This is a genomic window from Thiosulfatimonas sediminis (assembly GCF_011398355.1).
GTDB lineage: Bacteria > Pseudomonadota > Gammaproteobacteria > Thiomicrospirales > Thiomicrospiraceae > Thiomicrorhabdus > Thiomicrorhabdus sediminis_A.
The window spans coordinates 353,258-378,033 of the sequence record NZ_AP021889.1 but is presented as its reverse complement, the minus strand read 5'-3'; the positions used below and the strand labels follow the sequence as shown (position 1 = coordinate 378,033).

The following is a 24,776-nucleotide window of genomic DNA, read 5'->3' as shown; positions in this document are numbered from 1 at the left end:
TGGTTCCTTAATCGCCTTATTTAATGCCTACGCCGCCATCGACCGGCAGACTGACACCTGTAACATAAGCGTTATTCATTAAAAATTGCACGCTTTGCCAGATCACTTCTGGCCCTGGCTCAAACGGCAATAACTGGCGCGCCAAACGCTTGGCTCGCATGGCGGCAGTGTCCTCAGCATGGAACATCAACAACCCTGGGGCAATATCATTCACTTTACAGTGCGGTGCAAGCTTGGCAGCAAATTGACGCAGTTGATTCTGTAAAGCCGCTTTGGAACTAAGATAGGCAATGTAATCACTGCGATTAAGCTGTGCGCTGGCATCGGAAAAGCCAATCACATCGCTTCCACCCTCACACTTGAATAACAGCGACTGTAAGCCCATCGTTAACTGATAAGGGGCTTTGACGTGCACCGCAAACAATGCATCATAGAGCGTAGGGTCGGCCGCAATCTGCGCATCGGTTACCCAAATGGAAGCGTTATGAATCAAGGCTCGCAAACTAACGACGTCTTGTTGGACTTGATCAATAAACTGCTGCAGCTGGGTCGCATCGTTAAAATCCACTTGATAGGCTTTCGCCCCTTTGGCAACCAAGTCGTTAATTTCTGCGCGGGGTTTGCGGTAGGTAATTAATACCGGATACTTACCCTGCGCTAAAAACGCTTGCGCCAAATGCAATCCGACACGCTGCCCAGCACCGGTGATTAATACCGCTTGTTGAAACTGCGCCACTTCTCCCCCTTTTCTATTCACTTAGTCAATTTAACGAAATACAGAATAAATCCAAATAACTTCAAGCAGAACAATTTGGCTAAACAAAGATAGCTGCATGGCGATACCTCTTTGCACCTCACAAAAATCTGTGAATTTACTCTGCGTCTCTTTAAAAACCTCTTGCGGCTATTGTAAAGAGCGCCGTGACATTAAAAAAGCTATTTGTATAAGTTTTTGATACAGATGTATAATTTTATTATCCAGTCATAATCAGAGTGATAAAGGGGATGTTATGAAAATTGCTATTCTGGGCGGCACTGGCCTTATTGGCAATGCACTGCACACAGCTTTACAGCAAGAACATCAAGTTAGCCAACACGGCCGAGCGGTGTTTGCAAACACCAGCACCCTGCTCTCTGCCATTCAAAATGCTGATTTGGTGGTGCAGCTATCGGGCGCAAATATTGGAGAACGCTGGCGCAAAGGCTATAAAAAAATTCTTTGGGACAGTCGCATCAACACCACCCGCCTTCTGGCACAAGTGTTGCCAGAATGCGACAAAGCTCCGCGAATCATTTGCGCGTCCGCGATTGGCTTTTACCCACAAACACAAAATTGCACACAACCTTTCAGCGAACAAGACAAGCAGGCCGGCGATGATTTTCTCGCACAATTATCGGTGGCATGGGAAGCCGAAGCGCACAAACTTACCCATGCCGAGAATTTGGTCATCACACGATTTGGCGTCGTACTCTCGCCCGAAGGCGGGGCTTTAGCCAAGATGTTACCACCGTTTAAACTCGGTTTGGGCGGACCGATTGCCGGAGGCACGCAATGTTTTAGTTGGATTGATATTGACGATTTATGTGCGGCAATGCAATTTATTATTGCGCGTCCAGAACTAAACGGTACTTTTAACCTAACCGCGCCGAACCCTATAACGCAAAAACAGTTTGCTCAAACACTAGGTAAAACCCTAAAACGTCCAGCATTTTTACCTTTACCAGAGTGGCAACTCAAACTCATGTTTGGGGAAGGCGCGCAAGTATTAACTCACAGCGCCAGTGTCTTTCCGCAACGCTTGATTGATTTGGGATTTCATTTTCACTATCCCGATGCCGCATCCAGTTTGCAACATCTGCTACACAAATAATCCTGTAATAATAAGGCGTTAAGCACAAATCATTTGATATAAATAGGCTATAATTACAGGCTTAAATTTTTTCAGAGTCCTTACAAGAGTATCGGTTATCAAGATGAAAATTCGGTCTTATGACGTAGTTATCGTGGGCGGCGGCATTTCTGGCTGCGCCCTAACCTACATGCTGTCGCGTTACACTGACGTAAAATCGGTGGCAATGTTAGAAAAATACGGCAGCCTTGCGCCGCTCAACTCCAGCGCGCGTGCAAACAGCCAGACTTTGCATTGTGGCGATATTGAAACGAACTACACTTTGGCCAAAGCAAAACTCGTCAAGCAGCAAGCCAATATGATTGTGCATTTTGCCAAACAAGTCGAGAAAAACGATTTCCTGTATAAGTTCCCTAAAATGATTATGGCGGTCGGCGACGAAGAGTGCGAACGCTTGGAAAAACGTCACATCGAATTTGCCAACGACTTTCCTTATATGGAACTTTGGGATGCCGACAAAATCGCTGAAATCGAACCGGCAGTGACCATGAAAGATGGCAAACGTCGTCCAGAAAAAATTCTCGCCTCTGGCTGTACGGACGAATATTCTGCGGTTAATTACGGCAACATGTCCAAAGCCCTCATCAGTGAAGCACGTAAGAGCAACACCGACATTCAAGTTTCGCTCAGTACCGAAGTCGAAAAAATTCGCAAATACGAAGACGGCTATGAAGTGAACACTTCACAAGGCACTTTTTACGCCAAATTCGTGGTCGTATCAGCCGGTGCGCACAGCTTGCTGTTGGCCAATCAAGTTGGGCATGGTTTAGATATGTCGATTCTGCCGATGGCTGGTAGCTTCTACTACGTCCCCAAAATCCTTAATGGTAAAGTCTACACGATGCAAAACGATAAACTGCCGTTTGCCGCACTGCATGGCGATCCAGACCTTGTCGAATTGAGTAAAACCCGTCTTGGGCCAACGGCTTTAGTACTGCCCAAACTAGAACGCTATACTGGCGGCACTTACCTTGACTTTTGGAAATCGCTCAAACTGGATCGCAAAGTGATTCGCGTTTTCTGGGATTTAATGAAAGACAGCACCATCCGCAATTACATCCTGCGTAATTTTATGTTTGAAGTACCTTGGGTACGCAAGCGCCTGTTCGCCAAGGACGCGCAGAAAATCATTCCGGACATCAAGCCGCAAGATCTTGAATACGCTAAAGAGATTGGCGGCTTACGTCCGCAAGTCATCGACAAAACAACCATGCAGCTTAAACTGGGTGAAGCGAGTATTGTTCCAGAAAATGACAATTTGATTTTCAATATGACACCATCACCAGGAGCAACCACCTGTTTGGGCAACGCTTACCGCGATGCAAAAATCATCTGCGAACGTCTTAGCATCGACATCCACCAGCAAAAAATTGTGGACGAATTGCTGGGCGGCGTAGACATTCCAAAGTAAAGCTATGACGCTGCCGGTCTATCTGATTACCGGACTGCTCGGCAGCGGCAAAAGCACCTGTTTACACCATCTGATTCAACAAAAACCCACCAATCAAAATTGGGCCGTTTTAATTAACGAATTTGGCGAAATTGATATTGACGGGGCCGCGCTGGCGTCTCAACATCCGAATCTCACCATTGAAAACGTCAGCGGCGGTTGCATCTGCTGTTCAGCGCAATTCAGTCTTAGCCAGGCGCTAGGCCGTTTAATTCAACAACCCAACCTAGATGCGCTGCTTATCGAACCCACTGGGCTAGGACATCCTGCCAAAATCATCGACACTTTAAAACAATTTCCACAACTGCAACTCGCCAAGATCATTTGCTTGATTACACCACAGCAACTCACCGCCGAACGCTGGCAAAAATCACAAGTGATGCGGGATTTAGTCCATCTTGCCGACTTAATATTACTTAATAAAATGGATCTCAGCCAAACCGATGAGCTGGTCGCAAGCGAAGCAATTTTATCCAGCCTCTATCCGCCCAAAGCACAGCAACGCAGCCAACAAGGGCAAGTAAATTGGACGCAATTAAGCACACCAAAAGAGCCGAAGCCAAGTGCAATCTTTCGCTTACAAATGAACAAGACATTTTCACTGCAAAACAAGCCCGCACACGCCGCCATAACAGACACATGGCACAGCAACTTACCGAACTGCCTAAACGCAACACTACAAAGCAATCCGCAAGATGACACCGTCTTAGCGATTGGTTGGCAGCTTAGTCCACAAATTCTATTTAACCGCAGCGCTCTAAAACAGTGGTTTGCCGAATTTAGTCCCTATTTTGTGCGCGCCAAAGGGTTACTGCGCACCGGCAAAGAATGGCAGTTACTCAATTACAGCGATAGCGGTTTACAACTCAACGACATCGCTTGGCGACAAGACAGTCGCTTAGAGTGCCTATTCACACCAAGCGCGAAAATTGATAGAAGCCTCATCAAAAACATGGAAACTCAACTACTTAGCGTCATTAGCCATCGCTAATACTTGCTAAATAAAAGAGCATACTTTTAAATATTTGTTAAAATCGCTAGTCATTTTTTCAACACGAGACGTGTCACCAATTGCTCTTGATTGGCTTTTGCAACGGGACCGTCCATAACAGCCGAAGGAAATTGCATGACTAAGCACATGCCCGATATCGCGTGTCAGCCGCACCAAACACCACAAGGTACCCTTAACTGGGTCGGAATGAGCGGCATTGAACTGCCTGTTTTGGTTCAACAAGGAACAAACGCAGCTGACAGCGTGCGAATGTCCTCACTTGCCCAAGCCTACGTCAATTTAGAAGACCCTTTAAGCAAAGGGATTCATATGTCACGTCTGTATCTGATTCTCGATCAGATGTCGACTGAAAAACCGCTTTCACCGAACCAAGTCAAAGCCATTCTTGAAAAATTCATTACATCGCACACCGGACTCAGCTCAAATGCATTTGTTGAATTTAAGTTTGACTACTATGAACGCCGATCATCGCTAAAAAGCGATAACAGTGGCTGGAAACACTATCCTTGCACGGTACGTGGCGAAATGCGCAGCGGACAGTTTGATTGCGAAATCTCAATTGAAATCCCTTACTCATCAACTTGTCCTTGCTCTGCCGCACTCTCGCGTCAATTGATTCAAGAAGCGTTTGAGCGAGATTTTGATGGCAAAGCGGTTAACTACAATGATGTCATGGCATGGTTAGGTACACCGGAAGGCATCTGTGCCACACCGCACAGCCAGCGTTCTTATGCACAAGTTAAAGTAAAAGTCACGCAAAACGATAGTTTGGTGATTTCCAACCTTATCAATGACATCGAAGCCGCACTGCAAACGCCGGTACAAGCAGCCGTTAAACGCGAGGATGAACAAGAATTTGCGCGCCTCAATGCCGCCAACCTAATGTTCTGCGAAGATGCCAGCCGCCGTCTGCAAGCGGCTCTCAGCGCTCAAGATGCTCACTATCTTGATTTCTGGGTACGCGTCAACCACCTAGAAAGCTTGCATCCACACGATGCCGTCGCAATTGTCACCAAAGGCATCAACGGTGGCTACAGCGATGAACCGAACCTAATGGATCCGATGAAATAAATAGACCGATTCACCAACAAAAAAGCACCCGCATCTTAGATACGGGTGCTTTTTTATTTAATGGCCACGCTTAAATTTCTGCACGAGAAAACACTGATATTTAGCCAGTCATAAAGTGCTCAAACCCCTCAGCATGGACAGACGTCATCGCTTGCGGTGCGCTCTGTTTTTGAGCATAAATCTCTTCAAAAAATTGATTGTAAGAAGTCGACTCCTCCAAAATTTCACAACAAAAACGCACAGCACCTGTAATCTCTTGCACGACATTACAGACTTTGAAATCGACGGAAAATGCAGGATGATTTATATTCTGCAAAACCAGATTAAATTCAAATTGATTGATACCTTCTTCTAAAATCGACTTTCGCAGCCTAGGTTCACAACGAAAAGCAAAACCTTTCGGAGAAATATTAACCATCCATATATTGGCAATTTTGCTACCCAGATTCATCACTGCAGGCAATTCCACATTTAATCGAAAATCTGCACGTTTATGCACATCCAAAAAATAACTCTTGGCGACCATCTTGCCCCACAAAGCGAGTTCTTGATCCACTTGTTCTCTCGTCTGCATACAAACTCCTTCAAGCGCTTTTTCTATCATTTCAATCTAATTCGCACTGGCTAACATCACTGGCAAGCGCTCATCTCTATTTATTTTGGCAATTAACTTAGAAAATTCAGTTGTTTTTGACTTGAAAATCGGCTTTCCACCTTCAATCGTGGCGATGGGGAGCGGTTTAAAAAAATCGGTAATTGAACCCAAACCATCAAGATGAAAAAATGCCATACGCTCAAAGTGGGGTTGGGTCACCTCATAAATATCGCCACCCAAATCTAAGTTCCACAAATAGCCTTCAGCAACCACCACGGTTGACAAATGCGCAACGGCGTTCTTTTTCCAATAGGCGAGAGCAGTTTTAAATCCTAATTGTTTCATCAGAACATACTTGGTGACCGCAAACTCTTCACAATCCCCTTTGCCTTGTGCCAAAAATTGCGTTATCGAACTCCAAAACTCTTGTTTACCGTATTGCTCTTGATCAGAAACAAACTCCGCACTTTGATTAACCTGGGCATTCACAAAGCGAATCTGTTCAATCATCTCAAACTGTTTTGCTTGCTGCTTGATCTGATTCAGCTTGTTCTCAGCAAGGCTTGCTTGCGCAGTGAAAGAAATCATCATCAACTTGATGAAAATAATAAGTGGCGTCCAATAATTGTGTCTTTGCATAACCCACCCCGGACTTAAGCAGCCATTGTTTGACTCAGGTAACTAAGCAAGCTTTTCTTAGAAGCGCCGTTAATGCGATTCTCAACCTTAGCAAGAAGCACGCTCCAATTTCTATCAGATTCGACAATACGGCAGCAATACTTAAAACCTGAAGCCACTTCAAGGCGCTGTCTGACTTCAACCTTACAAGCAATCAACTCAATACCATATTCATTCAATTCAGAAAGCTCTAGGTGCATCAAGGTATTGATATTGAGCTTGTTTTCAGTTGTAAAGCAGATGCCTTCAACCGAAATATTATTCACCAGCATTCTAAGTAATAGGTTTTCACAAATAATGTGACCTTGAGTAGCGAATTTAAGTCTCTCGTGATCTCTTAGATTAGCGTTCATAACCTTCTCCTCAGCACATGCCTACTGTGTAGATATACTCTGTTTAAAAACATTCTATGTAAATATATTTTACAAGTAAACAATTCCCTTACCAATTACAGGAAAATGACAAAATAATTTCAATTCTTTACAGAAAGACGCCAAATCCATACTTACATTTACTTAAAAATCTTGCTTTATGAGCATATTTTTCAATCCAGGTTGGACGAACATAAACGTTAATCACGTCATGTTCACCAGCACACAACACCAAATATTCACAGAGAATGCACCAAACTGATCTTGCTACGACCCAATAAAGCAAAACGATCGGGCCTCTTTGCACACTACATAACCCATAATTTATTGGATTTTTTATACAGCTTTGTTAGGCTTTATCTCCATGACTGTTTTGGTTGGTTGCAAAACACTTAAGATCTAACCCTACCGTTTTTAGCGATAAAGGGAATGAAGACACCGTGAACTATCCTCAACAGCCTGTATCTTTTCTTAACCAAGGATGACCCTATGAACTTGATCACAAAAATTCCGTTAATGACGTTTTCCGCTCTTTTTTTGAGCTTGATGCTATCAACTCAAGCCAAAGCCCTCGGAGGGATTGATACACTTTCGGATAAAAATGAAAAAGAAATGGTGGTGCGCATGGCTGAAATCTTAGAGATTTCCAAAGACCAGTCTTACGAGATTTTTAAAAACTTTATTCAAAACTACTTGGACTTTGAAGACTGGTCCGCTTATTGGTCAAAAAACGATACCCTTGATAACTCGAAGGTTGTTAATTCAATAGATAAATTTCTCTTTTTAACCATTCTCAACGACAATCGTGTCATTAATCTAAGCCTATTTAAATTTAGTAAAGAAAAACAAGTGACACTGCAAATCGTAGAATCGTTACCGCGTCAAAAGTCTTCTGGCTTGGAAAAATACGAAGAACTTAAAGCAGACAAAAAATTTGAAATGGAAGATGAGAATAGCAAATTTGCCTACTTTACTGAAAAAGGCATGGCAAGCAAGGTTAACATCTCAATACGTGACACCTCGAGTTTGATTCAATTTGTTGACTTACGGTCATTCAATTTAAATTAAACACTCACCGCATCTGATTAGAAACCCGTGCATACGGGTTTTTTATTGGATACCTAAGCTTATCCAGCGTCTTTGCTGTCAATATCGAAATTTACCTTTGGTTATTGGCATGACCTATGCTTTAAGTTTTACACATAGTTTGTAACACGCACTTAAAGTGAGGAAAGCAAAATGAATCGTTTAAAATTAATTAAAGAGGTTTATGATGCTCGCGAGCGCAAAGCCCTAAAAAATCAAAGTAAGTAAATTTTAGTGTGACGTAAAGATGGGAAAAATTTATCTATAAGTTACAAATAAAAAACGCCACGACGATTCGTGGCGTTTTTTATCGGTCAACGGTCAAGCTCATCCATCCTAAGCAAGTTAAGGCTCATTTTGCAGAGCTTGCTCCATTTTTTTACGTTCAGCAATCCACGCTTTTTGGTCAAAATCGACATTCATACAGTCATAACAGTGCTCTTTAAAGATTCCAATTTTGGCCAACAACCAGTGTAATTGGCACCCCAAACAGAAGCCAAATATCGCTTCCAGCCACATCAATGTAAAGCAGATGCCGACCAGTATCGGAATAAAATCAGGCATATAGTTCGAATCGGTTGGCAAAAGTTCGCTTGCGAAAAGTGCATTAATAAAACGCGCCACCATGTCCGGATTAAAGAAAATAAGACACAAGCTGATTAAGGTTACGCCTATTAGCCAAGCGAATTTTTTCGGCTTATGCGGCTCCCATTTTGGGCGTGTATTACGCGTTAAAAAGGTCGCTAAATGAATGGTTGGTGACAAATACGAGGTGCGGACAAACAACCCGGCAATCATCTCAAACAGCCCATACAACAGAACAAGACTAGGAATGGTGTAGTCGAACAGCGTACGCGAAGCTTGCACGTTATAAATGGCATGCCAATCCTGTGTCATATCAAAGGTTTCTTCAACAAAGGTATTGGGCAGCACTGTCCAAGTTGGGGCCAGTACCGTTGTAAACAACACCACTACCATATAAATTGGAATCAGTAACATCAATCCGGCGCGCAACTGCACCGCATGTTTATTGATAAAAACGACTTCTTCGGTTTTATCTCGGAACCAGAGGTTTTTTAGGTGATACCGCAGCATACTTTTGTATCCTTATCATAGGTAATCGAGGTGCATTTCATTAAGGCCTCCTAGAATAAGAACTGTAGTCACAATTATCAATCTTTCTACCCCTGAATTTATTTTGCACCTATAAAAAAGTATTATCAAACGCTGATTTTTATAAGCAAAAGAGGCTAAGTATCAACCCGAAAAGAGAACCGAGCAGGAGCAGCGTCATGGTTAGAACACCTTAACTTCGATCTAAACGATCTTGATGCATCTCTTCATAAACATCAAAAATGGTAATCGCCATCGCAGCGATAACCGGTCCGAAAAACAGGCCTATCACGCCAAAATGAATCAAACCAGCAAAAGTAGATAGGACAGTAATCAAGGTATGATTCGCCACCGCCAGCTGCTCCTCGCCGCCCCCCATTATTTTGGTCAAACGGTTAATTAACACCGGACGAACAATATTATCAATCACAAAACCGGTAATCACTACCCCCCAAAAAACCACAATGCCCGCGCTGATATAGTCGCCTTGCACAGCCATATAAACCACCAGTGGAATCCACACCAAAGCCGCACCAACAATCGGGATAAATGAAGTGACGGCAACCGCCATACCGATAAACATTCCCGGCAAACCCAGCAACCAAGCAAGGATTGCAAAGCTCACCCCTTGCAACACTGCAATGCCTAATACACTCAGCGTCAAGACACTCGACAAGCTAGAAAAACGGCTCATTATCATGCTGTCAAAGCGGTTTTCCAACGGTGACAGTACTTTTAAGTGACAAGCAATTGCGTGACCGTCCCGATAAAAAAAGAACAGCGCAAACACCGATAACCCTAGGAACGTCACAAAGGATGAGGTGGTGCCTAAGACCCCTTCCAATAAAAATACCGTGGTCTTCTGCACAAAACTTAAAATCTTTTGTGAATGCTCACGCAACTGCTCCAAAAGCTGTACTTGCGTGCTTTCACTAATCGGCAAATAAGCCACCATCGAACTGTTTAAACGCGTAATCGATTCGGCATCTTGCTGCCCCACCCACGCCTGAGCATGGCTATACAATTGGCCAACCTGCAGACTGATTTCCACCAACAAATAGGTTACTGGTGCAATCACCCCTATAAAAATTAACGCACTCATAACCCCCGCCGCCGTGCTTGGCGAATAGGCGAATTTTTTCTGCAAACGCTGAAAATAGGGGTAACTTGCGGTGGCGATAATCATCGCAAAAAATAGCGCCTCCAAAAACGGATTAAACAGCCAAATTAAGCCGCCAATTGCCAGCAGCAACAAGATGATTAAAAACCCTTCTTCGTAAGATTGACTCTCTCGCATTATTTACCTCAAAACTGCGCTAAAATACTGTCCACAAGATTACGCAAAAAACCTTAATAAATCCAATCAAAATACCGCCGGTTAAAGGATTGTATGAACACCGATATCGAAGAAGTGGTTATCCGCCCAGAAGGGTCGTTACAAATTCTCTCTTACCAAGAAGCCAGCCAGCTTTGTGATGTCACTCAGCAAGGCCTGAATGAATTGCTCCGCCAATGCGCGCTAGCGGTATTGAATACGGGTTCCAACGAAGACAATGGTTTGGCACTGTTGAATAAGTTTTCGAAATTTGAAATTACCGTCAGCGTCAAAGGACGCGGTGTGCAGCTGATTATTAGAAACGCGCCGCGCCATGCTTTTGTCGACAACGAACTGATTGTCGGTTTAAAAGAGCACCTATTTGCGGTGATTCGCGATCTGCTGTATGCGCGCAATGATGTCCTAAATAGCGGGCATTTTGATTTACAACGCAGTCACGGCATTACCAATGCAATTTTCCACATTGCTCGCAATGCTGGCTTAGTCAAAGCCAACACCATTCCAAATATCGTTGTTTGCTGGGGCGGACACTCAATTAACGAAGACGAATATCAGTACAGCAAACACCTAGGGTATGAATTAGGCTTGCGCAATCTTGACATCTGCACCGGCTGCGGCCCAGGCGTAATGAAAGGCCCGATGAAAGGTGCGCTGCTTGGCCACGGCAAACAGCGTTACAAAAATGGCCGCTATATCGGCGTGACCGAACCTGGGATTATCGCCGCCGAAGCGCCAAACGCTTTTGTTACCGAACTCTGTATCATGCCGGATATTGAAAAACGGCTAGAAGCCTTTGTGCGTCTTGGCCATGCCATCATCATTTTTCCAGGCGGCGCAGGCACCATGGAAGAACTTTTGTACCTGCTCAGTATTCTGCTGCATCCAGACAACAACAATATCCCATTACCGGTGATTTTAACTGGCAATGCCGCAAGCCGTGATTACTTTGATGCGATTATCGACTTTGTCAGTGATGCCTTAGGTGCACAAGCTTGCGAGCTCCTTGAGGTGATTATCGACCATCCACGAGACGTCGCCACCAAAATGAAACTGGCGATGGAGGCGGTACGCCAAGACCGTAAAGCCTCCAGTGATGCGTATTACTATAACTGGCGCTTAAAACTGGAACTTGACCAGCAACTGCCGTTCATTCCTAACCATGAAAATATGCATAACCTGAACCTACATAAAAACCAACCCGTACATCAACTCGCCAGCCAACTGCGTAAAGCTTTCTCGGGGATTGTTGCCGGTAACGTCAAGGCAGATGGTATTCGTGAAATTGAAAAGCACGGACCTTTCAAAATTGTTGGCGATCCCGTCATCATGCAAGCCATGGATAAACTGTTGCAGAAGTTCGTTGCTCAAAAACGCATGAAACTCGACGCCAGCGACTACAACCCTTGTTATACAATAGAGCACCCTACAAACCCGCTTTAACCACCCTCTTGCTTAACCGGATTATCGCTTGATGACATTTGACGAATTTGATTTAGATTCCCCCCTCCTCGAAGGGATTGCCAAAATGGGTTACCACAAGCCCACCCCTGTTCAGCAAGAAGCGATTCCCGCCATGCTGGAGCGCGCGGATGTACTGGTCGGTGCCGCCACCGGAACCGGCAAAACAGCCGCGTTCGTATTGCCTGCGTTACAGTATCTACTGGATGAGCCGCGCCCAACTCGCCACCCGCGCATCTTGATACTTGCTCCAACTCGCGAACTGGCTTTTCAAATTCACAAGACTGTTAAACAACTCAGCCATAACTGCGATTTTCCTACCGCAGTCATAACCGGTGGCTTCAACCAAGCAACGCAAGCGCAAACGCTCCGCAAACCAACCGATATTATCGTTGCCACGCCAGGGCGTTTGGCAAAAATGATGGAAGAAGATCAAGTCAATCTTTCGTATATCGAACTACTGGTATTGGATGAAGCTGACCGCATGCTGGATATGGGGCAAGGCCCAACGGTTCGCACGTTGCTGGAAGCGATTCCTGACGAGTTCCAAGCCGCGCTCTTTTCAGCCACCCTTGCTGGCGCAGGAGTGCGTAAATTCGCCGAAGATATTTTGGACGAGCCGCAAGAGATTCAGATTGATGCGCCGAACACCAAATCCGAACAGATTCAACAGGTCACCTATTTAGCCAATGACAAAGAGCATAAAAATGCGCTCTTAACCAATATCTTGCAAGATGCCAGTTGCCAAAGCGCGATTGTGTTCTGCAACAAAAAAGAGCGTGCCATCGCGTTAAGCGAATACCTGCAATCGCAAAATATTAGCGCACAGGTTCTGCATGGCGATTTTATCCAAGCAGTACGCATGGAAAAGATGCACAAGTTCAAAAGCGGCAAAATCAAAGTACTGGTGGCAACCGATATTGCCGCGCGCGGCTTAGACATGCTCAACATCACGCATGTTATCAACTACGACCTACCTTACCGCGGCGACATTTATATTCACCGGATTGGTCGAACAGGACGCGCACAACAAGTTGGGATTGCGATTAACTTAGTCGAACGCCATGATATGAAAGCGCTGGAACGAATTGAATACCATCTGCAACAAACGATCCCGCATGGCAAAATCGCTGGCCTAGAAGCCAATTTTTCGATTAAATCCGCCATTAAAGCGCAAGCCAAAGCCAAGAAAAAGAAACCAAAGAAAAACGCAAAAAAGAAACGTTAATCTAGTGACGAACAAGGTTCGGTTGAGCACTCACCGAACCCCACGGCTTTAAAACCATTTACGCCATTTAAAAATCACTAATTGCACAACAATCAAGCCAACCACAATCCATACAAAATAGCGGAACGCCTGCGGATTTTCTGCGCCGGGAATCCCGCCTACATTCACCCCTAGCAACCCAGTCAAAAAGCCCAGTGGCAAAAACACGGCGGTAATAATCGACAACAGATACATACGACTATTAAGTTGTTCGCTCAAGCGATTTTGCAACTCTTCTTGAGCCACCACAGCGCGCTCGCGCAAAGCTTCTAAATCCTCTAGCTCTTTGGTGATGCGATCAACAACTTCACGCAAAGCAATGCGCTCTTGCTGATTCATCCAAGCCAGTTTTTCCATAGAAAAACGCATTAAGGCCTCTTTTTGCGGTGTCATATAACGACGTAGACTAATCACTTGACGTCGCAACTGACTCAACTCAGTTCGTAACTTAGCACTGCTTTCCTCAATGACCTGCTCTTCCAGAAGCGCCATCTGATCCTCATAATCATTGACAATATCACTGATATGCTCAATCAGCTTGTCCGCCATTTCGATCATCAATTGGCCCAAATTCAACGCACCGCGCTGACGTTCCAACATTTCCACCAACTCATTAATCGATGAAAGATCGCGCTTCAAGGTGGTGATAAGTCGATGTTCATCGTGCCATAAGCGTACCGCAACCATGTCATCGGGCTCTTCATTTGGGTTTAAATTCACCCCTCGCCAAGCCATTAAACTGCCATCATCCAACTGACTAAAACGCGGCCGTGATTCGCTGCTCAATAAGGTTTCCGCCACCGCCAAATTCAAGCCGGCATCATTAAACAACCACTCTTTGGTTTGGTAGACACTGTAATCAAAATGCAACCACAACTCCCCTTTATCGGGAGTCCAGCGATTCACCTGCTGCCAAGTTAGACGCTTACCACCGCCTTGCCCATCTAACAAAAAAGCAAAAATTAACCCTTCTTGCATAAAAGTCTCCGTCCCAAAATAGCCATCAAAAACCTGTCGGTTGCATTTTGTCTATAGCGTCAAAATCGGCCATGATTTTATATCATCCTGTATTGTAACGACCACCCTACAGCTTTTCCGCTTTACCTTTGCCATCAGTTGACGCTCAAGTGCCATCTGGTGATGACGCTTGTAACGCCACTCTACAATTTTACGGCATAAAAAAACCTCGGTAGCCGGACAGCTTAACCGAGGTCATTAAAGAAACAACTGTTTAGTGACTTAAAACCATAATTTACGAGTCTAAACACCTTCAGACATCGCATTTACCGCTTTTAAGCTTCAATAATCTCAAAGTCGTGACTCATTTGTGCGCTTTTTTCCAACATTTTGGAGACTGAGCAGTATTTCTCTGCCGACAGGTCTACCGCACGTTGTACTTTTTTCGCGTTCAAAGCCGTACCAATGACTTTAAAATGGACATGAATTTTAGTGAAGACCTTGGGAATCTCATCGGCACGTTCGGATTGAATTTCAATCTGTACGTCATGCACGTTTTGATCCATTTTCTGTAGCATCATCACCACATCAATGCCGGTACAACCGCCTAAACCCATCAGCACCATTTCCATTGGGCGCGGCCCAGTGTTTGCGCCGCCGACGTCCGGTGCCGCATCCATACGTACTTGATGCCCAGTGCTGGCGATGGCATCAAATGCCATACCACTTCCTGTCCACTTAACAACTGTTGTCATTGCCAATCCTCTGATTTATACGCGATTATAAAGCTTCGGTTTCCGGATCAAAAATGTCTTCGACCACAACAACTTTCGGCTTAGGATAGTAGTTAAATTCGGTCGCCGACGCGATGGTGTAAGCGCCCATCTGTTTACCGATTAGAATGTCGCCGACTTCTAATTCAGGTAATTCAATGTCTTCTGCTACCACGTCAATTGAGTCACAGGTCGGTCCAGCAAGAACGCTTGGGTAGAACTCGCCCATCGGATCAATCTGTTTTAATGGTGCAATTGGGTATTTGGCATGGTCGAACATCTGTCCGCTGAAACCGCCGTATACACCATCGTCAAGGTAGTACCACATACGCGCTCCGCGCTTGGCTTTGCCAACCACCGAAACGACTTCAATCATCGACGGCGCAGAGATAAAACGTCCAGGCTCGGCAAAAATTTCAACACCTTCTGGCAACTCTGCAAGCGCCTCCATTACCGGTACACAGAACTCAGCGATTGGCGTGACTTCTTCTTGATAAGAAACCGGGAAACTACCGCCAATATCGAGGAACTTCCACTTCACGTTGTGCATCACTTTCATTGCCGCAATACTTGAACGAATCGCATTAACCTGCATCATTGGCGACAGCGACTGTGAACCAACGTGGAAAGAAAGCCCAACTACATCTACGCCGTTGCTTTGCGCCATTTCAACCAATACCGGAAGCTCTTCTAACGTACAACCAAATTTACGCGACAGATCGACGACCGCTTGTTTTGAACGGAAACTCACACGGATAATCAGTTCCACCTGACCGGCGTATTTGTAGAACTTTTTCATCTCTTCAAAGTTATCGACCACAAAACGCTTACAACCAAAATCCAACGCTCGTTGAATTTCTTTGTCTTTTTTAATCGGGTGCGTATGAATACACTGATCGCCGGTAATACCAAGAGATTCGACTAATTCGACTTCGCCGATGGTCGCTAGGTCAAAGTGACAACCCAAGGTTTTCAAGCGCTTGATTAACTCAGGGTGAGACAGCGATTTTAGTGCATAAAATAACTTTACGCCCGGTAGCGCAGCTTGCAGAGATTTGTATTGGTAATCAATCTCTTCAAGGTCAAGCACCATAAATGGGGTTTCGTATTTTTCGACCAGCTCTTGCAAGCTCGCACGGTCAAATTGTTCTAAGACGTCCGGGTGCGTCTCTTCGGCAAATTGTTCGACAATAGATTGTTCAACCATTTTTTACAGCATCCAAAATGTATTGCGGCAGAGCGAAGCTGCCTTTGTGCAATGAGGGTGTATAAAAACGCGTTTGCAGCTGTGTAGCGGCATAACGCGATTCCAATGTTTCCACGTCTACGTTCTTTAACTCTAGATTATCAGTCGCCCACGCAAAGGTCATAATACCACCAACATAGGTAGGCACAGCACCGGTGTAGAAAGACGCTTCTTTAAATAAAGGCGCTAAACGTTTTGCAGTCGTGACTACTTCGCTAGTTTGTAAAAAACTAACGCCATTTTGGGCTACAAACACACCGCCTTCTGCCAGACAATTTTGAATGCCTTGGTAGAATCGCGAGGTAAATAGCACCTCTCCCGGACCCATTGGATCGGTTGAATCAGATATAATTACGTCAAATTTTTCCGTACAACGGTTCACAAATTCAACGCCATCATCAATCACAATATTGGCTTTGGGATTGTTATAGGCACCAGCCGAATGGTTCGGCAGATATTCGATGCACATATCAATCACTTGCTGGTCAATCTCAACTTGAGTGACCGATTCGACATTGTGATGTTTTAAGACTTCGCGCAAAATACCGCCGTCACCGCCGCCGATAATTAACACTTTTTTCGCGTTACCATGCGCCAACATCGGCACATGCACCATCATCTCATGATAAACAAACTCATCTTTTTCGGTGGTTTGGATCACGCCATCCAGCGCCATCACCGTTCCCCATTTGGCATTGTTAAAAATGACCAGATGTTGATGCCCCGTATTCACTTCAAACAGCACTTCGTCGATAACGAAGTTTTGTCCCCATGCTGGGTAAAGCGTTTCCAGATAAGTTTGCTTGCTCATGAGTTTATCCTTTTTTCTCGCGGTATTTATGAATTTTCGTTTTCAACTTCACCACGAAGTAGGGTATCCACTTTAACCTCGCTCGGGGTAAAAGCTTCGCGCAAAACTTCAATCGCTTTTTCTGGCTCAGAGTCGCCGCACATAAACACATCAAATGCCGCATAGTTTCGCTCTGGCCACGAATGCACAGAAATATGCGATTCTGCTAACACCGCCACACCAGAAATACCGCCATTTGGCGTAAAGTGATGCAAATGGATATGCAGTAACGTGGCATTGGCACGTTTCACGCCTTCGCGTAACGCTTGCTCCATCAATTGCAAATCATCAAGCTTAGAAGCGCCCCAAAAATCGGCAATTAAATGCGTTCCGGCAAACACTTTACCATCACGACTAATAAAATGGTCTAAGGTTGCATCTTCAACGGCTTGGTTATGCGTTGGCCAGCTATCATCAATAAGGGTTGTTTTCTCAACCACTTCAAAATGGTCGTTACTTGTGACCAAGACATTTTCTGAATGTGACATTCTAGGAATACCTTTAAAAAACATCCGCCGAAAGATATGTTACGGATGAATGATTAATTATTAGTCCGGACAACAAAGGTTAGTTGCCTGAACCCCAGCCACGGCGCCGCGCGCTTAATTTACGCAAGCATTTTACGTGAGGTGTTAACCATTTTTCTGTCTGTTGCCTTCAACTCGCATGCTAAAAATCCGCACTATCGGGTGGAGTCAAACACGAAGGTTTCTGTGTGAAAAAGGAAGAAACGTATTATTCGTTTTTTTTTACAAAAAGCAAGAAAAAATATCACCCTTCTCTGCGGGTGATTCTTTGGGCTATGTCATTGAGATTACTAACAATAATGCGCTTTAACGCTTTTTAAGACAATCCAAAAATTTTCATTGCCAAGCGATTCTTTCGGGCGGATAATTCGCCAACTTTTTTGCCGTGCACAAACGGCCTATTGCGAGAGCTGTTGGAATGACCTTAAACCCGGATGCGTTAGAACACCTATTAGACAATTTGGTGGAAAAAGGTTGGTACGAATGGCCACAAGCAATCTCATCCAGCCTCTGCCTTGCGTTACTCAATGAAGTCATGCTGGCTGAAGAAAACGGTAAACTGAAAAAAGCCGGCATTGGACGCGGTGACGAACAACAATTAAACCGCGATATTCGCCGCGATCAAATTCGCTGGTTAAACGGCGAAAGTGCCGCGCAAGCCGAATTTTTCTGCATTATGGCTGCACTGCAACAGGAAATTAACCGCGCTTTATTTATGGGGCTGTTTGAATACGAAGCACATTATGCACTCTATCAACCGGGTGATTTTTACAAAAAGCATCTGGACAGTTTTCAAGGACAAGCCAATCGCATGGTCAGCACCGTGCTCTACCTCAATCCCGATTGGCAAGCCGAAAACGGCGGCGAACTGGTTATTTACGCCAAAGATGGACAAACCATCGAAGCAACCATCATTCCCAGCATTGGCAAATTGGCCATTTTCTTAAGCGAAGAAATTCCGCACGAAGTCCTGCCAACGCAACTGCCACGCGCCAGTATCGCCGGCTGGTTCCGCTGCAACAGCTCAACCGCCAATCTTGTGAATCCGGCACGCTGACTAAACACAATAAAAAAAGCCGGAATTTTTTCCGGCTTCTTGCTCGCATCTAAAACTCGCTTATTTAAACAGTTCCGCCAATTTCTCACCTGGATTGTCGGCACGCATAAAGGCTTCGCCAACAAGGAAAGTATTGACGTGATGTTCGCGCATTTTAGCAACGTCTTCCGGCCCTAAAATCCCGCTTTCGGTAATGACGATACGATCATCCGGAATCTTATCCAGCATTTTAAGGGTGGTTTCCAGCGTCACATCAAAAGTGTGCAGGTCACGGTTATTAATGCCGATCATCGGCAGAGGCAAACGCAAAGCACGATCGAGCTCTTCTTCGTTATGGACTTCAATCAACACATCCATACCCAACTGCAACGCAGTTTGCGTTAGCTCAAACATCTGCGCATCGCCAATGGCTGCCGCAATCAACAAAATGCAATCTGCTCCAATAACGCGCGCTTCGTAAACTTGGTAATCATCGACGATAAAATCTTTACGGATAATCGGCAGATCCACCGCTGCACGCACCTGCTGCAGATACTCGTTCGAGCCTTGGAAGAAATCCTTATCGGTCAACACTGACAAACACGCCGCGCCATGTTCTTGATAGCTTTTAGCAATCTCGACCGGATCGAAGTTTTCACGCAAAACGCCTTTCGATGGCGACGCTTTTTTAATCTCCGCAATCACCGCCGACTGACCCGCATCCAACTTCGCCTGCAAGGCATCAGCAAAACCTTTAGTCGGCGTGGTGCTCATCATCAACGCCTTCTGCTTCATTTCACGCAGAGGAACCTTGTCACAACCTTCCTGAATCTCTTCCAGCTTGCGCAAAATAATCTTCTTTAAAATTGTCGGCGTATTCAGCATCACAAAACCCTTTTTTAAATTTGCGCGTAGTTTAGCATTTTTTAATTGATGCACGAAGAATGGCTACAAATTCTAACAACGAGATAGAAAATAAAACATATCATTTCTATGGATTATTATTTCTCCATTTATCTAAGAAAGTTGATTTCCACTCTTCCGCTTCAAGCTGCCATGTACCGTATTTTGGCTGGCAATGAAAAACATCTATTCCATCCTTCATCCATTGCGCGTAAAAACTAAAGACTTCTTCATCACTCATTCCTGCTCTTGTCACATTCTTGTATGAATTACAACCCATGTAAATTTCTTTAATTGACGATTTAGGGATATCCAAGCAATACAAAGGTCTTCCTGAAACTTGGATCTGCTGCCAGTTTCCAGCTGAATTTTCAAAAAAACCTTCTCCGTGATACTTAGACAAATGATTATTTACTTTAATGTTTTTGACAACCCTTACTTCTTCCTCGTAAGACCATTCCAAAGACTTATACAAAAAGGCCGTTTTAAACAACTCAAAGTTACTTTGATAAAAAGTGGAAATATCTGAGCCTATCTTTAAAAGCTGGAGCAGATAACTTTTTTGTAGGCTTGGTTGCTGTGTAAATGATCTCGCCATACTTTGCGGGAATTAAATTCATATCTTCACAATTTAAGCCCGCTTCATCAATATCAATTCCAACCACCATTCCTCTATGAGAATCACCATAATGCGACCACATCAAAGCATTCAAAGGTTGTCTTGTTAAAGATAAAATCGCGTACGCTCCATTACAACGATTTCGAAATGCCCCCTCGGAAATGTTATTCATTTTTGGATTAGTTTCAAAATTCAGGTTTACTGCCCTTAATTCAAATGGATCATTAAAGTGCTCTGCTGTCGTAAAACCAATACGACCATTTTCAATTAATTTTTTTCCTGAATTAAACGATAAGTACTTATAAAGAATCACGGAGCATTTATCCCAGTCAACATCGAAAATTTCGTTTCAATTTCTTTAATCTCCGATTGAGTCAGGGATGTTAGTACGCTATTTTCAATTCGGCTTTTATCTATGGAACGGGCTTGTTCTAACACCGCATAGGAAGTTTTGAGCAGACGCTCTCGTGGGGCAATGGCGACGCGTAGTGATTTGAGTTCCGGCCAATATTGCGTGCTAAGAGGAATCACAAAAATCATCGGCAACCCAGCTTCAATTAATGCCGTTTGGGTTAACACAATCACCGGACGGATTTTGCCGATTTCTGCGCCTTGATTAGGGTTGAGTCTGGCTAAAACAATATTGCCACGCGCCAAACTCATTTCCACCAACCTGTTTCCAGTTCTTGAACAGAGTGTGCATTCAAATCCACATCAGTCACCGATAATTCCTGATTTAACTCTGCTACCCCTTTGGCTATTTCAGGATGGCTTTGCATCGCCTGAGCTGCCGCAACCATCTCTTGTAAAGCCAGCTCTTGCTGTGTCTGTTTAACATATACTTCCAAAGCCGTACGCGCAAAATCCGACAGCGACATATGCTGAACAGATGCCAAATCACGAATCTGCTGATCCAATTTATCGGGTAAACGTAAAGTCAAAGCACTCATAACTCTCTCCTAAAAACACTATAATACAAAGTGTATCACAAATGTATTACAACATTAGATTAGTCAGAATTTCAATTTTTTAGCAATACAGAGAGCGTGTGATTGAATGAATAAGCCCCTTAAAATCTGTTGAAATATCGGGATTATCCAGCACTGTTTGCCAAAATTTAATGGCGACTGCTTGCGCGTTGGCTTGTGCACTCTCGGACACGGGAATAAAACGCGGCATGGTCATTTCGGGATTCATCAGTTCGCCCTGTTTTGGCATATAGGCCATCGGCAACATATCGTAGATAGGCGTTGCTTCACCAATACTCAGCCCTTCCATAAAAAAGGAAAAATTACCAAGATGCATATCTGTATTGGCAATCAAAAGTCCAAAGGCATAGGCGATTTCAACTTGTTCAAAACTCTGCAGGGTAATTCGTTTTTGCTTCAATAATTCCTGTGCTATTTCCACCCAGTTGCTATTTTTACCGACATATTCGGCATCTAAGGCGCGTAGCGAAACCATGCCTCGACGACCATGCTCGCCAATTCGATCAAAGCGTTCAATTTCTAAATACAGTCGATCGCTGCTTAGCAAATGCGACTTTGCCGCAGCAATACCCGCTTTTCGCAAACTCTCAAGCGCAAGATGTTCACAGATCATTAAATTCCGATGGCGTTGTGCCACCGGATTGTTTTCACTTAACAAAGGCGAATATTTCACAATCAAATGCTGATTGCCGTTGTAAGCGGTGAACTTCGGCTGCTCTCCTGCAACCGAGGAGCCATAGATTTGCGGCGCAGCTTTAATCTGCGCCGTGATTTGAGAATAACCATCACGGCTGACCGCCTCGAACTGAGCAGCCGAGGCTTGTTCCGCCATGGAATTACCAAGAACCTGATTACCAGCAAGGTCAAAACCGTAATGCGTCAGATAATGCACAATCTGCGCATAACTCCAATTCTCGCTTCTGGAAGTTAATACAGTGTCAGTTTGAACGATTTTTTTAAGGGTGATAGCGCCCAAAAAACCGGAAGGTAGAGTGTCGTAAAAATAAAAAGGCAGGTTTTCATAAGCTTGGTAGCCATCGTTACCAACCAAAACCGTTGCCTCATCTGGGCGCTCATAAAGCGTACCTAACAGTAGCATCTGACCTTTTGAATCAACTTGATAGAGCGGCAAACCATCCGTTTTAGCTAACAGAGCAAAAACGGTGGATCGACCTCCGCCCAGTTTGAGTACCGGCAAGGTTTTTAACACTCGGCTTACCGTAGGCTGACTGATGTCGGTGCGCTTGGCAATGTCACGCGAGCTCAGCATCTCATAACGTAACGCATCGAGTATCGTCTGTTTGTTGTCAGCCATCTGTCACTACCACGCTTAAATGAATCATTTGTTGAATAGTTTAATGAATCAAATAAAGAAATCAACAAGCTATTTAAAACAACGACTTAAGCTAAAATTTACTTTATGAATGAATCAAATAACAAAAAAATTGAATCAATTAGCTTTGGTTTTTTGTTCCGGCACGCGCCAGAGAAAGAACAGCAGAATTGCGGCGATAACGATAAGCATCAGTTGCAGCCAGTGACGCTCGTAGAGGATAGCGATGGAGATTGAGAACATCACGACAATGATCCAAGTGGCGCGAATTTTGGTGACGCGCAGCATGGTTCGCTCGCTTTCCCAGCGTCGTAGATCGGCACCGATAAAACGGTTATTCAACAGAGCTTGATGAAAACGCGGCGAGCTTTTGGCAAAGCAACCGGCAGCCAGTATCATAAATGGCGTAGTCGGCAGAAGCGGCAAGAAGATGCCGATAAACCCCAAGCTAAAAGCCAAGCTACCCGCAATAAAACACAACTGTTTTTTCATTTGAAAAATCAAGTAAATGGAAGGGGCTCTCACACCGGAGCATGAGAATCAGGTTCTACCAACTTACGATTGGTGCGTAAAAGACTGAGTTTTATCAATAAAAGCATCCAGTTTAGCCATTGCAGCCCCCTTAGCAATCACGGTACGCGCCAGCTCGACCCCGGCAGCATAGCTATCAGTAATCCCAGCAACGTAAATGGATGCCCCTGCATTCAAACAGATAATATCTCGCGCAGCCCCATCCGCATTCGCAAATGCCGCGCGAATGATGTTCAAACTCTCTTGTGCGGATTCGACAGATAAATCGGATAAATCCGCATGGTCCATGTCATACTCAGACGGATCAATTTGCCACTGAGTGACCTGCCCGTCTTTTAGCTCGGCCACAAAGGTTTTGCTGGCAACGGAAATCTCATCCAAACCGTCTTCGGCAGCGACAATCATCACGTGCTGCGAGCCAAGATTCTTCAGGACTTCGGCGAACACCGGAGCCAAGGCTTTATTGAACACACCGATAACCTGAGCAGGCGCGCCGGCCGGATTGGTCAGCGGCCCAAGCATATTAAAAATAGTACGCACGCCCATCTCTTTACGCGCACGAATCACGTGTTTCATCGCACTATGATGCGCCGGCGCAAACATAAAACCGATGTTCAGTTGATTCACGCACTCGGCGACTTGTTCTGGCGTAATGCTTAAATCAACCCCGGCCGCTTCTAAAACATCGGCGCTGCCGGATTTACTGGAAATCGAACGGTTACCGTGTTTAGCTACCGTTGCACCTGCAGCGGAAACCACGAATGCAGAAGCCGTAGAAATATTAAATGTATTAGCGCCGTCGCCGCCGGTACCACAAGTATCCACTAGATGGGTTTTATCTTTAACATCCACAGCAGCTGCCAAACTCCGCATCACTTCGACGGCAGCGGTGATTTCATCAATGGTTTCGCCTTTCGCACGCAAGGCCGCTAAAATCGCACCGATTTGCGCGTCAGTCGCCGCACCGGTCATCATCTGCTGCATGACCCATTTCATTTCAGGATGCGTCAAATCTTGCTGGTTCAGCAATTTCTCTAAAGCCAGTTTCAGTTCCATAGCAAGCTCCTTACTTAGCGTGTTGCGCTAAAAAATTGCGCAACATCTGATGGCCTTGTTCGGTCAGAATGGATTCTGGATGGAATTGCACCCCTTCAATCGCAAACTCTTTATGGCGCACGCCCATAATCTCATCCAAATTGCCGTCGGCGTCCTGTGTCCATGCGGTGATTTCCAAACAGTCCGGCATGCTGGCTTGCTCAATCACCAAAGAATGGTAACGAGTCACTTCGACTGGGTTCGGCAAATCGGCAAACATCCCGATATTTTGATGGAATACCGGCGAGGTTTTACCATGCATCACCTGCTTGGCACGCACAATCTTACCGCCAAAGGCTTGACCAATCGACTGATGCCCCAAGCAAACTCCCATAATTGGAATTTTGCCCGCAAAATGGTTAATCGCGGCAACCGAAATTCCTGCTTCCGTCGGGGTACATGGGCCCGGCGAAATCACCAAATAATCGGGACTCAGGGTTTTAATGGTTTCCAAATCAATCTGGTCGTTGCGATAAACAGCCACATCTTGCCCCAGCTCGCCAAAATACTGGACTAGGTTGTAGGTGAAAGAATCATAATTATCAATCATTAATAACATTGTTGTACTCT

Annotated in this window: 28 protein-coding genes; 8 read left to right on the top strand and 20 right to left on the bottom strand. The window is 44.8% G+C overall.

Going from position 1 to position 24,776, the window contains the following annotated elements; all coding sequences use genetic code 11:
- Window positions 1-16 precede the first annotated feature (16 nt).
- Entirely contained in the window at window positions 17-736 is a 720-nt protein-coding gene (gene folM, locus HRR27_RS01725; protein ID WP_173269969.1) for a dihydromonapterin reductase, read from the bottom strand.
- A 274-nt stretch (window positions 737-1,010) separates the two neighbouring features.
- Between folM and HRR27_RS01720 the strand changes: the two genes are divergently transcribed.
- The 4 genes from HRR27_RS01720 to folE2 all read left to right on the top strand — a co-directional run bounded on the left by HRR27_RS01720 (window position 1,011) and on the right by folE2 (window position 5,443).
- Entirely contained in the window at window positions 1,011-1,871 is an 861-nt protein-coding gene (locus HRR27_RS01720) for a TIGR01777 family oxidoreductase (protein WP_173269966.1), read from the top strand.
- Between the two features lie 103 nt (window positions 1,872-1,974).
- Window positions 1,975-3,321 carry an FAD-dependent oxidoreductase gene (locus HRR27_RS01715; protein ID WP_173269963.1) on the top strand — a complete coding sequence of 449 codons (1,347 nt, stop codon included), beginning with the start codon at window positions 1,975-1,977 and terminating at the stop codon, window positions 3,319-3,321.
- Window positions 3,322-3,325: 4 nt separating this feature from the next.
- Complete coding sequence (locus tag HRR27_RS01710) at window positions 3,326-4,351, top strand: CobW family GTP-binding protein (RefSeq protein WP_173269960.1); 1,026 nt, start codon at window positions 3,326-3,328, stop codon at window positions 4,349-4,351.
- Window positions 4,352-4,486: 135 nt separating this feature from the next.
- A complete protein-coding gene (gene folE2, locus HRR27_RS01705; protein ID WP_173269956.1) occupies window positions 4,487-5,443 on the top strand; it encodes a GTP cyclohydrolase FolE2 in 957 nt (318 codons plus the stop codon).
- Between the two features lie 100 nt (window positions 5,444-5,543).
- On the opposite strand, the gene HRR27_RS01700 is transcribed toward folE2, so the two are convergent.
- Genes HRR27_RS01700 through HRR27_RS01690 form a run of 3 tightly spaced genes read right to left on the bottom strand, consistent with a single transcriptional unit; the run spans window position 5,544 to window position 7,069 of the window.
- A complete protein-coding gene (locus HRR27_RS01700) occupies window positions 5,544-6,017 on the bottom strand; it encodes a hypothetical protein (RefSeq protein WP_173269953.1) in 474 nt (157 codons plus the stop codon).
- A gap of 36 nt (window positions 6,018-6,053) precedes the next feature.
- On the bottom strand, window positions 6,054-6,677 hold the full coding sequence (locus tag HRR27_RS01695; RefSeq protein WP_173269950.1) for a transglutaminase-like cysteine peptidase: 624 nt from the start codon (window positions 6,675-6,677) through the stop codon (window positions 6,054-6,056).
- Window positions 6,678-6,691: 14 nt separating this feature from the next.
- Window positions 6,692-7,069, bottom strand: a complete 378-nt coding sequence (locus tag HRR27_RS01690; RefSeq protein ID WP_173269947.1) for a PilZ domain-containing protein — start codon at window positions 7,067-7,069, stop codon at window positions 6,692-6,694.
- 513 nt (window positions 7,070-7,582) lie between these two features.
- Here HRR27_RS01690 and HRR27_RS01685 point away from each other — a divergent pair.
- Window positions 7,583-8,155, top strand: coding sequence for a hypothetical protein (locus HRR27_RS01685; protein WP_173269943.1), 573 nt, complete (start codon window positions 7,583-7,585; stop codon window positions 8,153-8,155).
- 363 nt (window positions 8,156-8,518) lie between these two features.
- On the opposite strand, the gene HRR27_RS01680 is transcribed toward HRR27_RS01685, so the two are convergent.
- Window positions 8,519-9,268, bottom strand: a complete 750-nt coding sequence (locus tag HRR27_RS01680; protein WP_173269940.1) for a DUF4395 domain-containing protein — start codon at window positions 9,266-9,268, stop codon at window positions 8,519-8,521.
- A 211-nt stretch (window positions 9,269-9,479) separates the two neighbouring features.
- The gene (locus tag HRR27_RS01675) at window positions 9,480-10,583 is read right to left on the bottom strand and encodes an AI-2E family transporter (RefSeq protein WP_173269936.1); all 1,104 of its coding nucleotides are present in this window, start codon (window positions 10,581-10,583) and stop codon (window positions 9,480-9,482) included.
- Window positions 10,584-10,676: 93 nt separating this feature from the next.
- Here HRR27_RS01675 and ppnN point away from each other — a divergent pair, with 93 nt between their 5' ends.
- Window positions 10,677-12,062: a nucleotide 5'-monophosphate nucleosidase PpnN gene (gene ppnN, locus HRR27_RS01670; RefSeq protein ID WP_173269933.1), complete on the top strand. Its 1,386-nt coding sequence runs from the start codon at window positions 10,677-10,679 to the stop codon at window positions 12,060-12,062.
- A gap of 31 nt (window positions 12,063-12,093) precedes the next feature.
- On the top strand, window positions 12,094-13,308 hold the full coding sequence (locus HRR27_RS01665) for a DEAD/DEAH box helicase (protein ID WP_173269928.1): 1,215 nt from the start codon (window positions 12,094-12,096) through the stop codon (window positions 13,306-13,308).
- 48 nt (window positions 13,309-13,356) lie between these two features.
- On the opposite strand, the gene HRR27_RS01660 is transcribed toward HRR27_RS01665, so the two are convergent.
- The 5 genes from HRR27_RS01660 to speD form a co-directional block, all read right to left on the bottom strand.
- On the bottom strand, window positions 13,357-14,325 hold the full coding sequence (locus HRR27_RS01660) for a zinc transporter ZntB (protein WP_173269925.1): 969 nt from the start codon (window positions 14,323-14,325) through the stop codon (window positions 13,357-13,359).
- Between the two features lie 314 nt (window positions 14,326-14,639).
- On the bottom strand, window positions 14,640-15,059 hold the full coding sequence (locus tag HRR27_RS01655) for an OsmC family protein (RefSeq protein WP_173269922.1): 420 nt from the start codon (window positions 15,057-15,059) through the stop codon (window positions 14,640-14,642).
- Window positions 15,060-15,084: 25 nt separating this feature from the next.
- Window positions 15,085-16,284, bottom strand: coding sequence for a type III PLP-dependent enzyme (locus tag HRR27_RS01650; protein ID WP_173269919.1), 1,200 nt, complete (start codon window positions 16,282-16,284; stop codon window positions 15,085-15,087).
- Window positions 16,277-17,134 (bottom strand): polyamine aminopropyltransferase, encoded by an 858-nt coding sequence (gene speE / locus HRR27_RS01645; protein WP_173269915.1) that lies wholly within the window; start codon window positions 17,132-17,134, stop codon window positions 16,277-16,279. Before speE ends, HRR27_RS01650 begins: the two co-directional genes overlap by 8 nt.
- A gap of 26 nt (window positions 17,135-17,160) precedes the next feature.
- A complete protein-coding gene (speD, locus tag HRR27_RS01640) occupies window positions 17,161-17,661 on the bottom strand; it encodes an adenosylmethionine decarboxylase (protein WP_173269911.1) in 501 nt (166 codons plus the stop codon).
- A 457-nt stretch (window positions 17,662-18,118) separates the two neighbouring features.
- Between speD and HRR27_RS01635 the strand changes: the two genes are divergently transcribed.
- Window positions 18,119-18,757 carry a 2OG-Fe(II) oxygenase gene (locus HRR27_RS01635; RefSeq protein WP_173269908.1) on the top strand — a complete coding sequence of 213 codons (639 nt, stop codon included), beginning with the start codon at window positions 18,119-18,121 and terminating at the stop codon, window positions 18,755-18,757.
- Window positions 18,758-18,817: 60 nt separating this feature from the next.
- Here the strand turns inward: HRR27_RS01635 and trpC are convergent, their stop codons facing one another.
- The 9 genes from trpC to HRR27_RS01590 form a co-directional block, all read right to left on the bottom strand.
- Window positions 18,818-19,621, bottom strand: coding sequence for an indole-3-glycerol phosphate synthase TrpC (gene trpC / locus HRR27_RS01630; RefSeq protein ID WP_173269904.1), 804 nt, complete (start codon window positions 19,619-19,621; stop codon window positions 18,818-18,820).
- A 106-nt stretch (window positions 19,622-19,727) separates the two neighbouring features.
- The gene (locus tag HRR27_RS01625) at window positions 19,728-20,132 is read right to left on the bottom strand and encodes a hypothetical protein (RefSeq protein ID WP_173269900.1); all 405 of its coding nucleotides are present in this window, start codon (window positions 20,130-20,132) and stop codon (window positions 19,728-19,730) included.
- A 7-nt stretch (window positions 20,133-20,139) separates the two neighbouring features.
- On the bottom strand, window positions 20,140-20,571 hold the full coding sequence (locus HRR27_RS01620) for a DUF2971 domain-containing protein (RefSeq protein WP_173269896.1): 432 nt from the start codon (window positions 20,569-20,571) through the stop codon (window positions 20,140-20,142).
- A complete protein-coding gene (locus HRR27_RS01615) occupies window positions 20,568-20,921 on the bottom strand; it encodes a type II toxin-antitoxin system PemK/MazF family toxin (protein WP_173269892.1) in 354 nt (117 codons plus the stop codon). The genes HRR27_RS01620 and HRR27_RS01615 overlap by 4 nt, the downstream gene beginning before the upstream one ends.
- A complete protein-coding gene (locus tag HRR27_RS01610; protein WP_173269889.1) occupies window positions 20,918-21,208 on the bottom strand; it encodes a hypothetical protein in 291 nt (96 codons plus the stop codon). Before HRR27_RS01610 ends, HRR27_RS01615 begins: the two co-directional genes overlap by 4 nt.
- A gap of 79 nt (window positions 21,209-21,287) precedes the next feature.
- Entirely contained in the window at window positions 21,288-22,562 is a 1,275-nt protein-coding gene (locus HRR27_RS01605) for a HipA domain-containing protein (protein WP_173269886.1), read from the bottom strand.
- Window positions 22,563-22,697: 135 nt separating this feature from the next.
- Window positions 22,698-23,072: a YbaN family protein gene (locus HRR27_RS01600; RefSeq protein WP_173269883.1), complete on the bottom strand. Its 375-nt coding sequence runs from the start codon at window positions 23,070-23,072 to the stop codon at window positions 22,698-22,700.
- A gap of 63 nt (window positions 23,073-23,135) precedes the next feature.
- Window positions 23,136-24,167: an anthranilate phosphoribosyltransferase gene (gene trpD / locus HRR27_RS01595; protein WP_173269880.1), complete on the bottom strand. Its 1,032-nt coding sequence runs from the start codon at window positions 24,165-24,167 to the stop codon at window positions 23,136-23,138.
- 10 nt (window positions 24,168-24,177) lie between these two features.
- Entirely contained in the window at window positions 24,178-24,765 is a 588-nt protein-coding gene (locus HRR27_RS01590) for an aminodeoxychorismate/anthranilate synthase component II (RefSeq protein ID WP_173269877.1), read from the bottom strand.
- Window positions 24,766-24,776 lie beyond the last annotated feature (11 nt).

Coding starts and splice junctions, on each gene's coding strand:
- HRR27_RS01720 (WP_173269966.1), top strand. CDS start 1,011: ATGAAAATTGCTATTCTGGGCGGCACTGGCCTTATTGGCAATGCACTG.
- HRR27_RS01715 (WP_173269963.1), top strand. CDS start 1,975: ATGAAAATTCGGTCTTATGACGTAGTTATCGTGGGCGGCGGCATTTCT.
- HRR27_RS01710 (WP_173269960.1), top strand. CDS start 3,326: ATGACGCTGCCGGTCTATCTGATTACCGGACTGCTCGGCAGCGGCAAA.
- folE2 (WP_173269956.1), top strand. CDS start 4,487: ATGACTAAGCACATGCCCGATATCGCGTGTCAGCCGCACCAAACACCA.
- HRR27_RS01700 (WP_173269953.1), bottom strand. CDS start 6,017: ATGCAGACGAGAGAACAAGTGGATCAAGAACTCGCTTTGTGGGGCAAG.
- HRR27_RS01695 (WP_173269950.1), bottom strand. CDS start 6,677: ATGCAAAGACACAATTATTGGACGCCACTTATTATTTTCATCAAGTTG.
- HRR27_RS01690 (WP_173269947.1), bottom strand. CDS start 7,069: ATGAACGCTAATCTAAGAGATCACGAGAGACTTAAATTCGCTACTCAA.
- HRR27_RS01680 (WP_173269940.1), bottom strand. CDS start 9,268: ATGCTGCGGTATCACCTAAAAAACCTCTGGTTCCGAGATAAAACCGAA.
- HRR27_RS01675 (WP_173269936.1), bottom strand. CDS start 10,583: ATGCGAGAGAGTCAATCTTACGAAGAAGGGTTTTTAATCATCTTGTTG.
- ppnN (WP_173269933.1), top strand. CDS start 10,677: ATGAACACCGATATCGAAGAAGTGGTTATCCGCCCAGAAGGGTCGTTA.
- HRR27_RS01665 (WP_173269928.1), top strand. CDS start 12,094: ATGACATTTGACGAATTTGATTTAGATTCCCCCCTCCTCGAAGGGATT.
- HRR27_RS01660 (WP_173269925.1), bottom strand. CDS start 14,325: ATGCAAGAAGGGTTAATTTTTGCTTTTTTGTTAGATGGGCAAGGCGGT.
- HRR27_RS01655 (WP_173269922.1), bottom strand. CDS start 15,059: ATGACAACAGTTGTTAAGTGGACAGGAAGTGGTATGGCATTTGATGCC.
- HRR27_RS01650 (WP_173269919.1), bottom strand. CDS start 16,284: ATGGTTGAACAATCTATTGTCGAACAATTTGCCGAAGAGACGCACCCG.
- speE (WP_173269915.1), bottom strand. CDS start 17,134: ATGAGCAAGCAAACTTATCTGGAAACGCTTTACCCAGCATGGGGACAA.
- speD (WP_173269911.1), bottom strand. CDS start 17,661: ATGTCACATTCAGAAAATGTCTTGGTCACAAGTAACGACCATTTTGAA.
- HRR27_RS01635 (WP_173269908.1), top strand. CDS start 18,119: ATGACCTTAAACCCGGATGCGTTAGAACACCTATTAGACAATTTGGTG.
- trpC (WP_173269904.1), bottom strand. CDS start 19,621: ATGCTGAATACGCCGACAATTTTAAAGAAGATTATTTTGCGCAAGCTG.
- HRR27_RS01615 (WP_173269892.1), bottom strand. CDS start 20,921: ATGAGTTTGGCGCGTGGCAATATTGTTTTAGCCAGACTCAACCCTAAT.
- HRR27_RS01610 (WP_173269889.1), bottom strand. CDS start 21,208: ATGAGTGCTTTGACTTTACGTTTACCCGATAAATTGGATCAGCAGATT.
- HRR27_RS01605 (WP_173269886.1), bottom strand. CDS start 22,562: ATGGCTGACAACAAACAGACGATACTCGATGCGTTACGTTATGAGATG.
- HRR27_RS01600 (WP_173269883.1), bottom strand. CDS start 23,072: ATGAAAAAACAGTTGTGTTTTATTGCGGGTAGCTTGGCTTTTAGCTTG.
- trpD (WP_173269880.1), bottom strand. CDS start 24,167: ATGGAACTGAAACTGGCTTTAGAGAAATTGCTGAACCAGCAAGATTTG.
- HRR27_RS01590 (WP_173269877.1), bottom strand. CDS start 24,765: ATGTTATTAATGATTGATAATTATGATTCTTTCACCTACAACCTAGTC.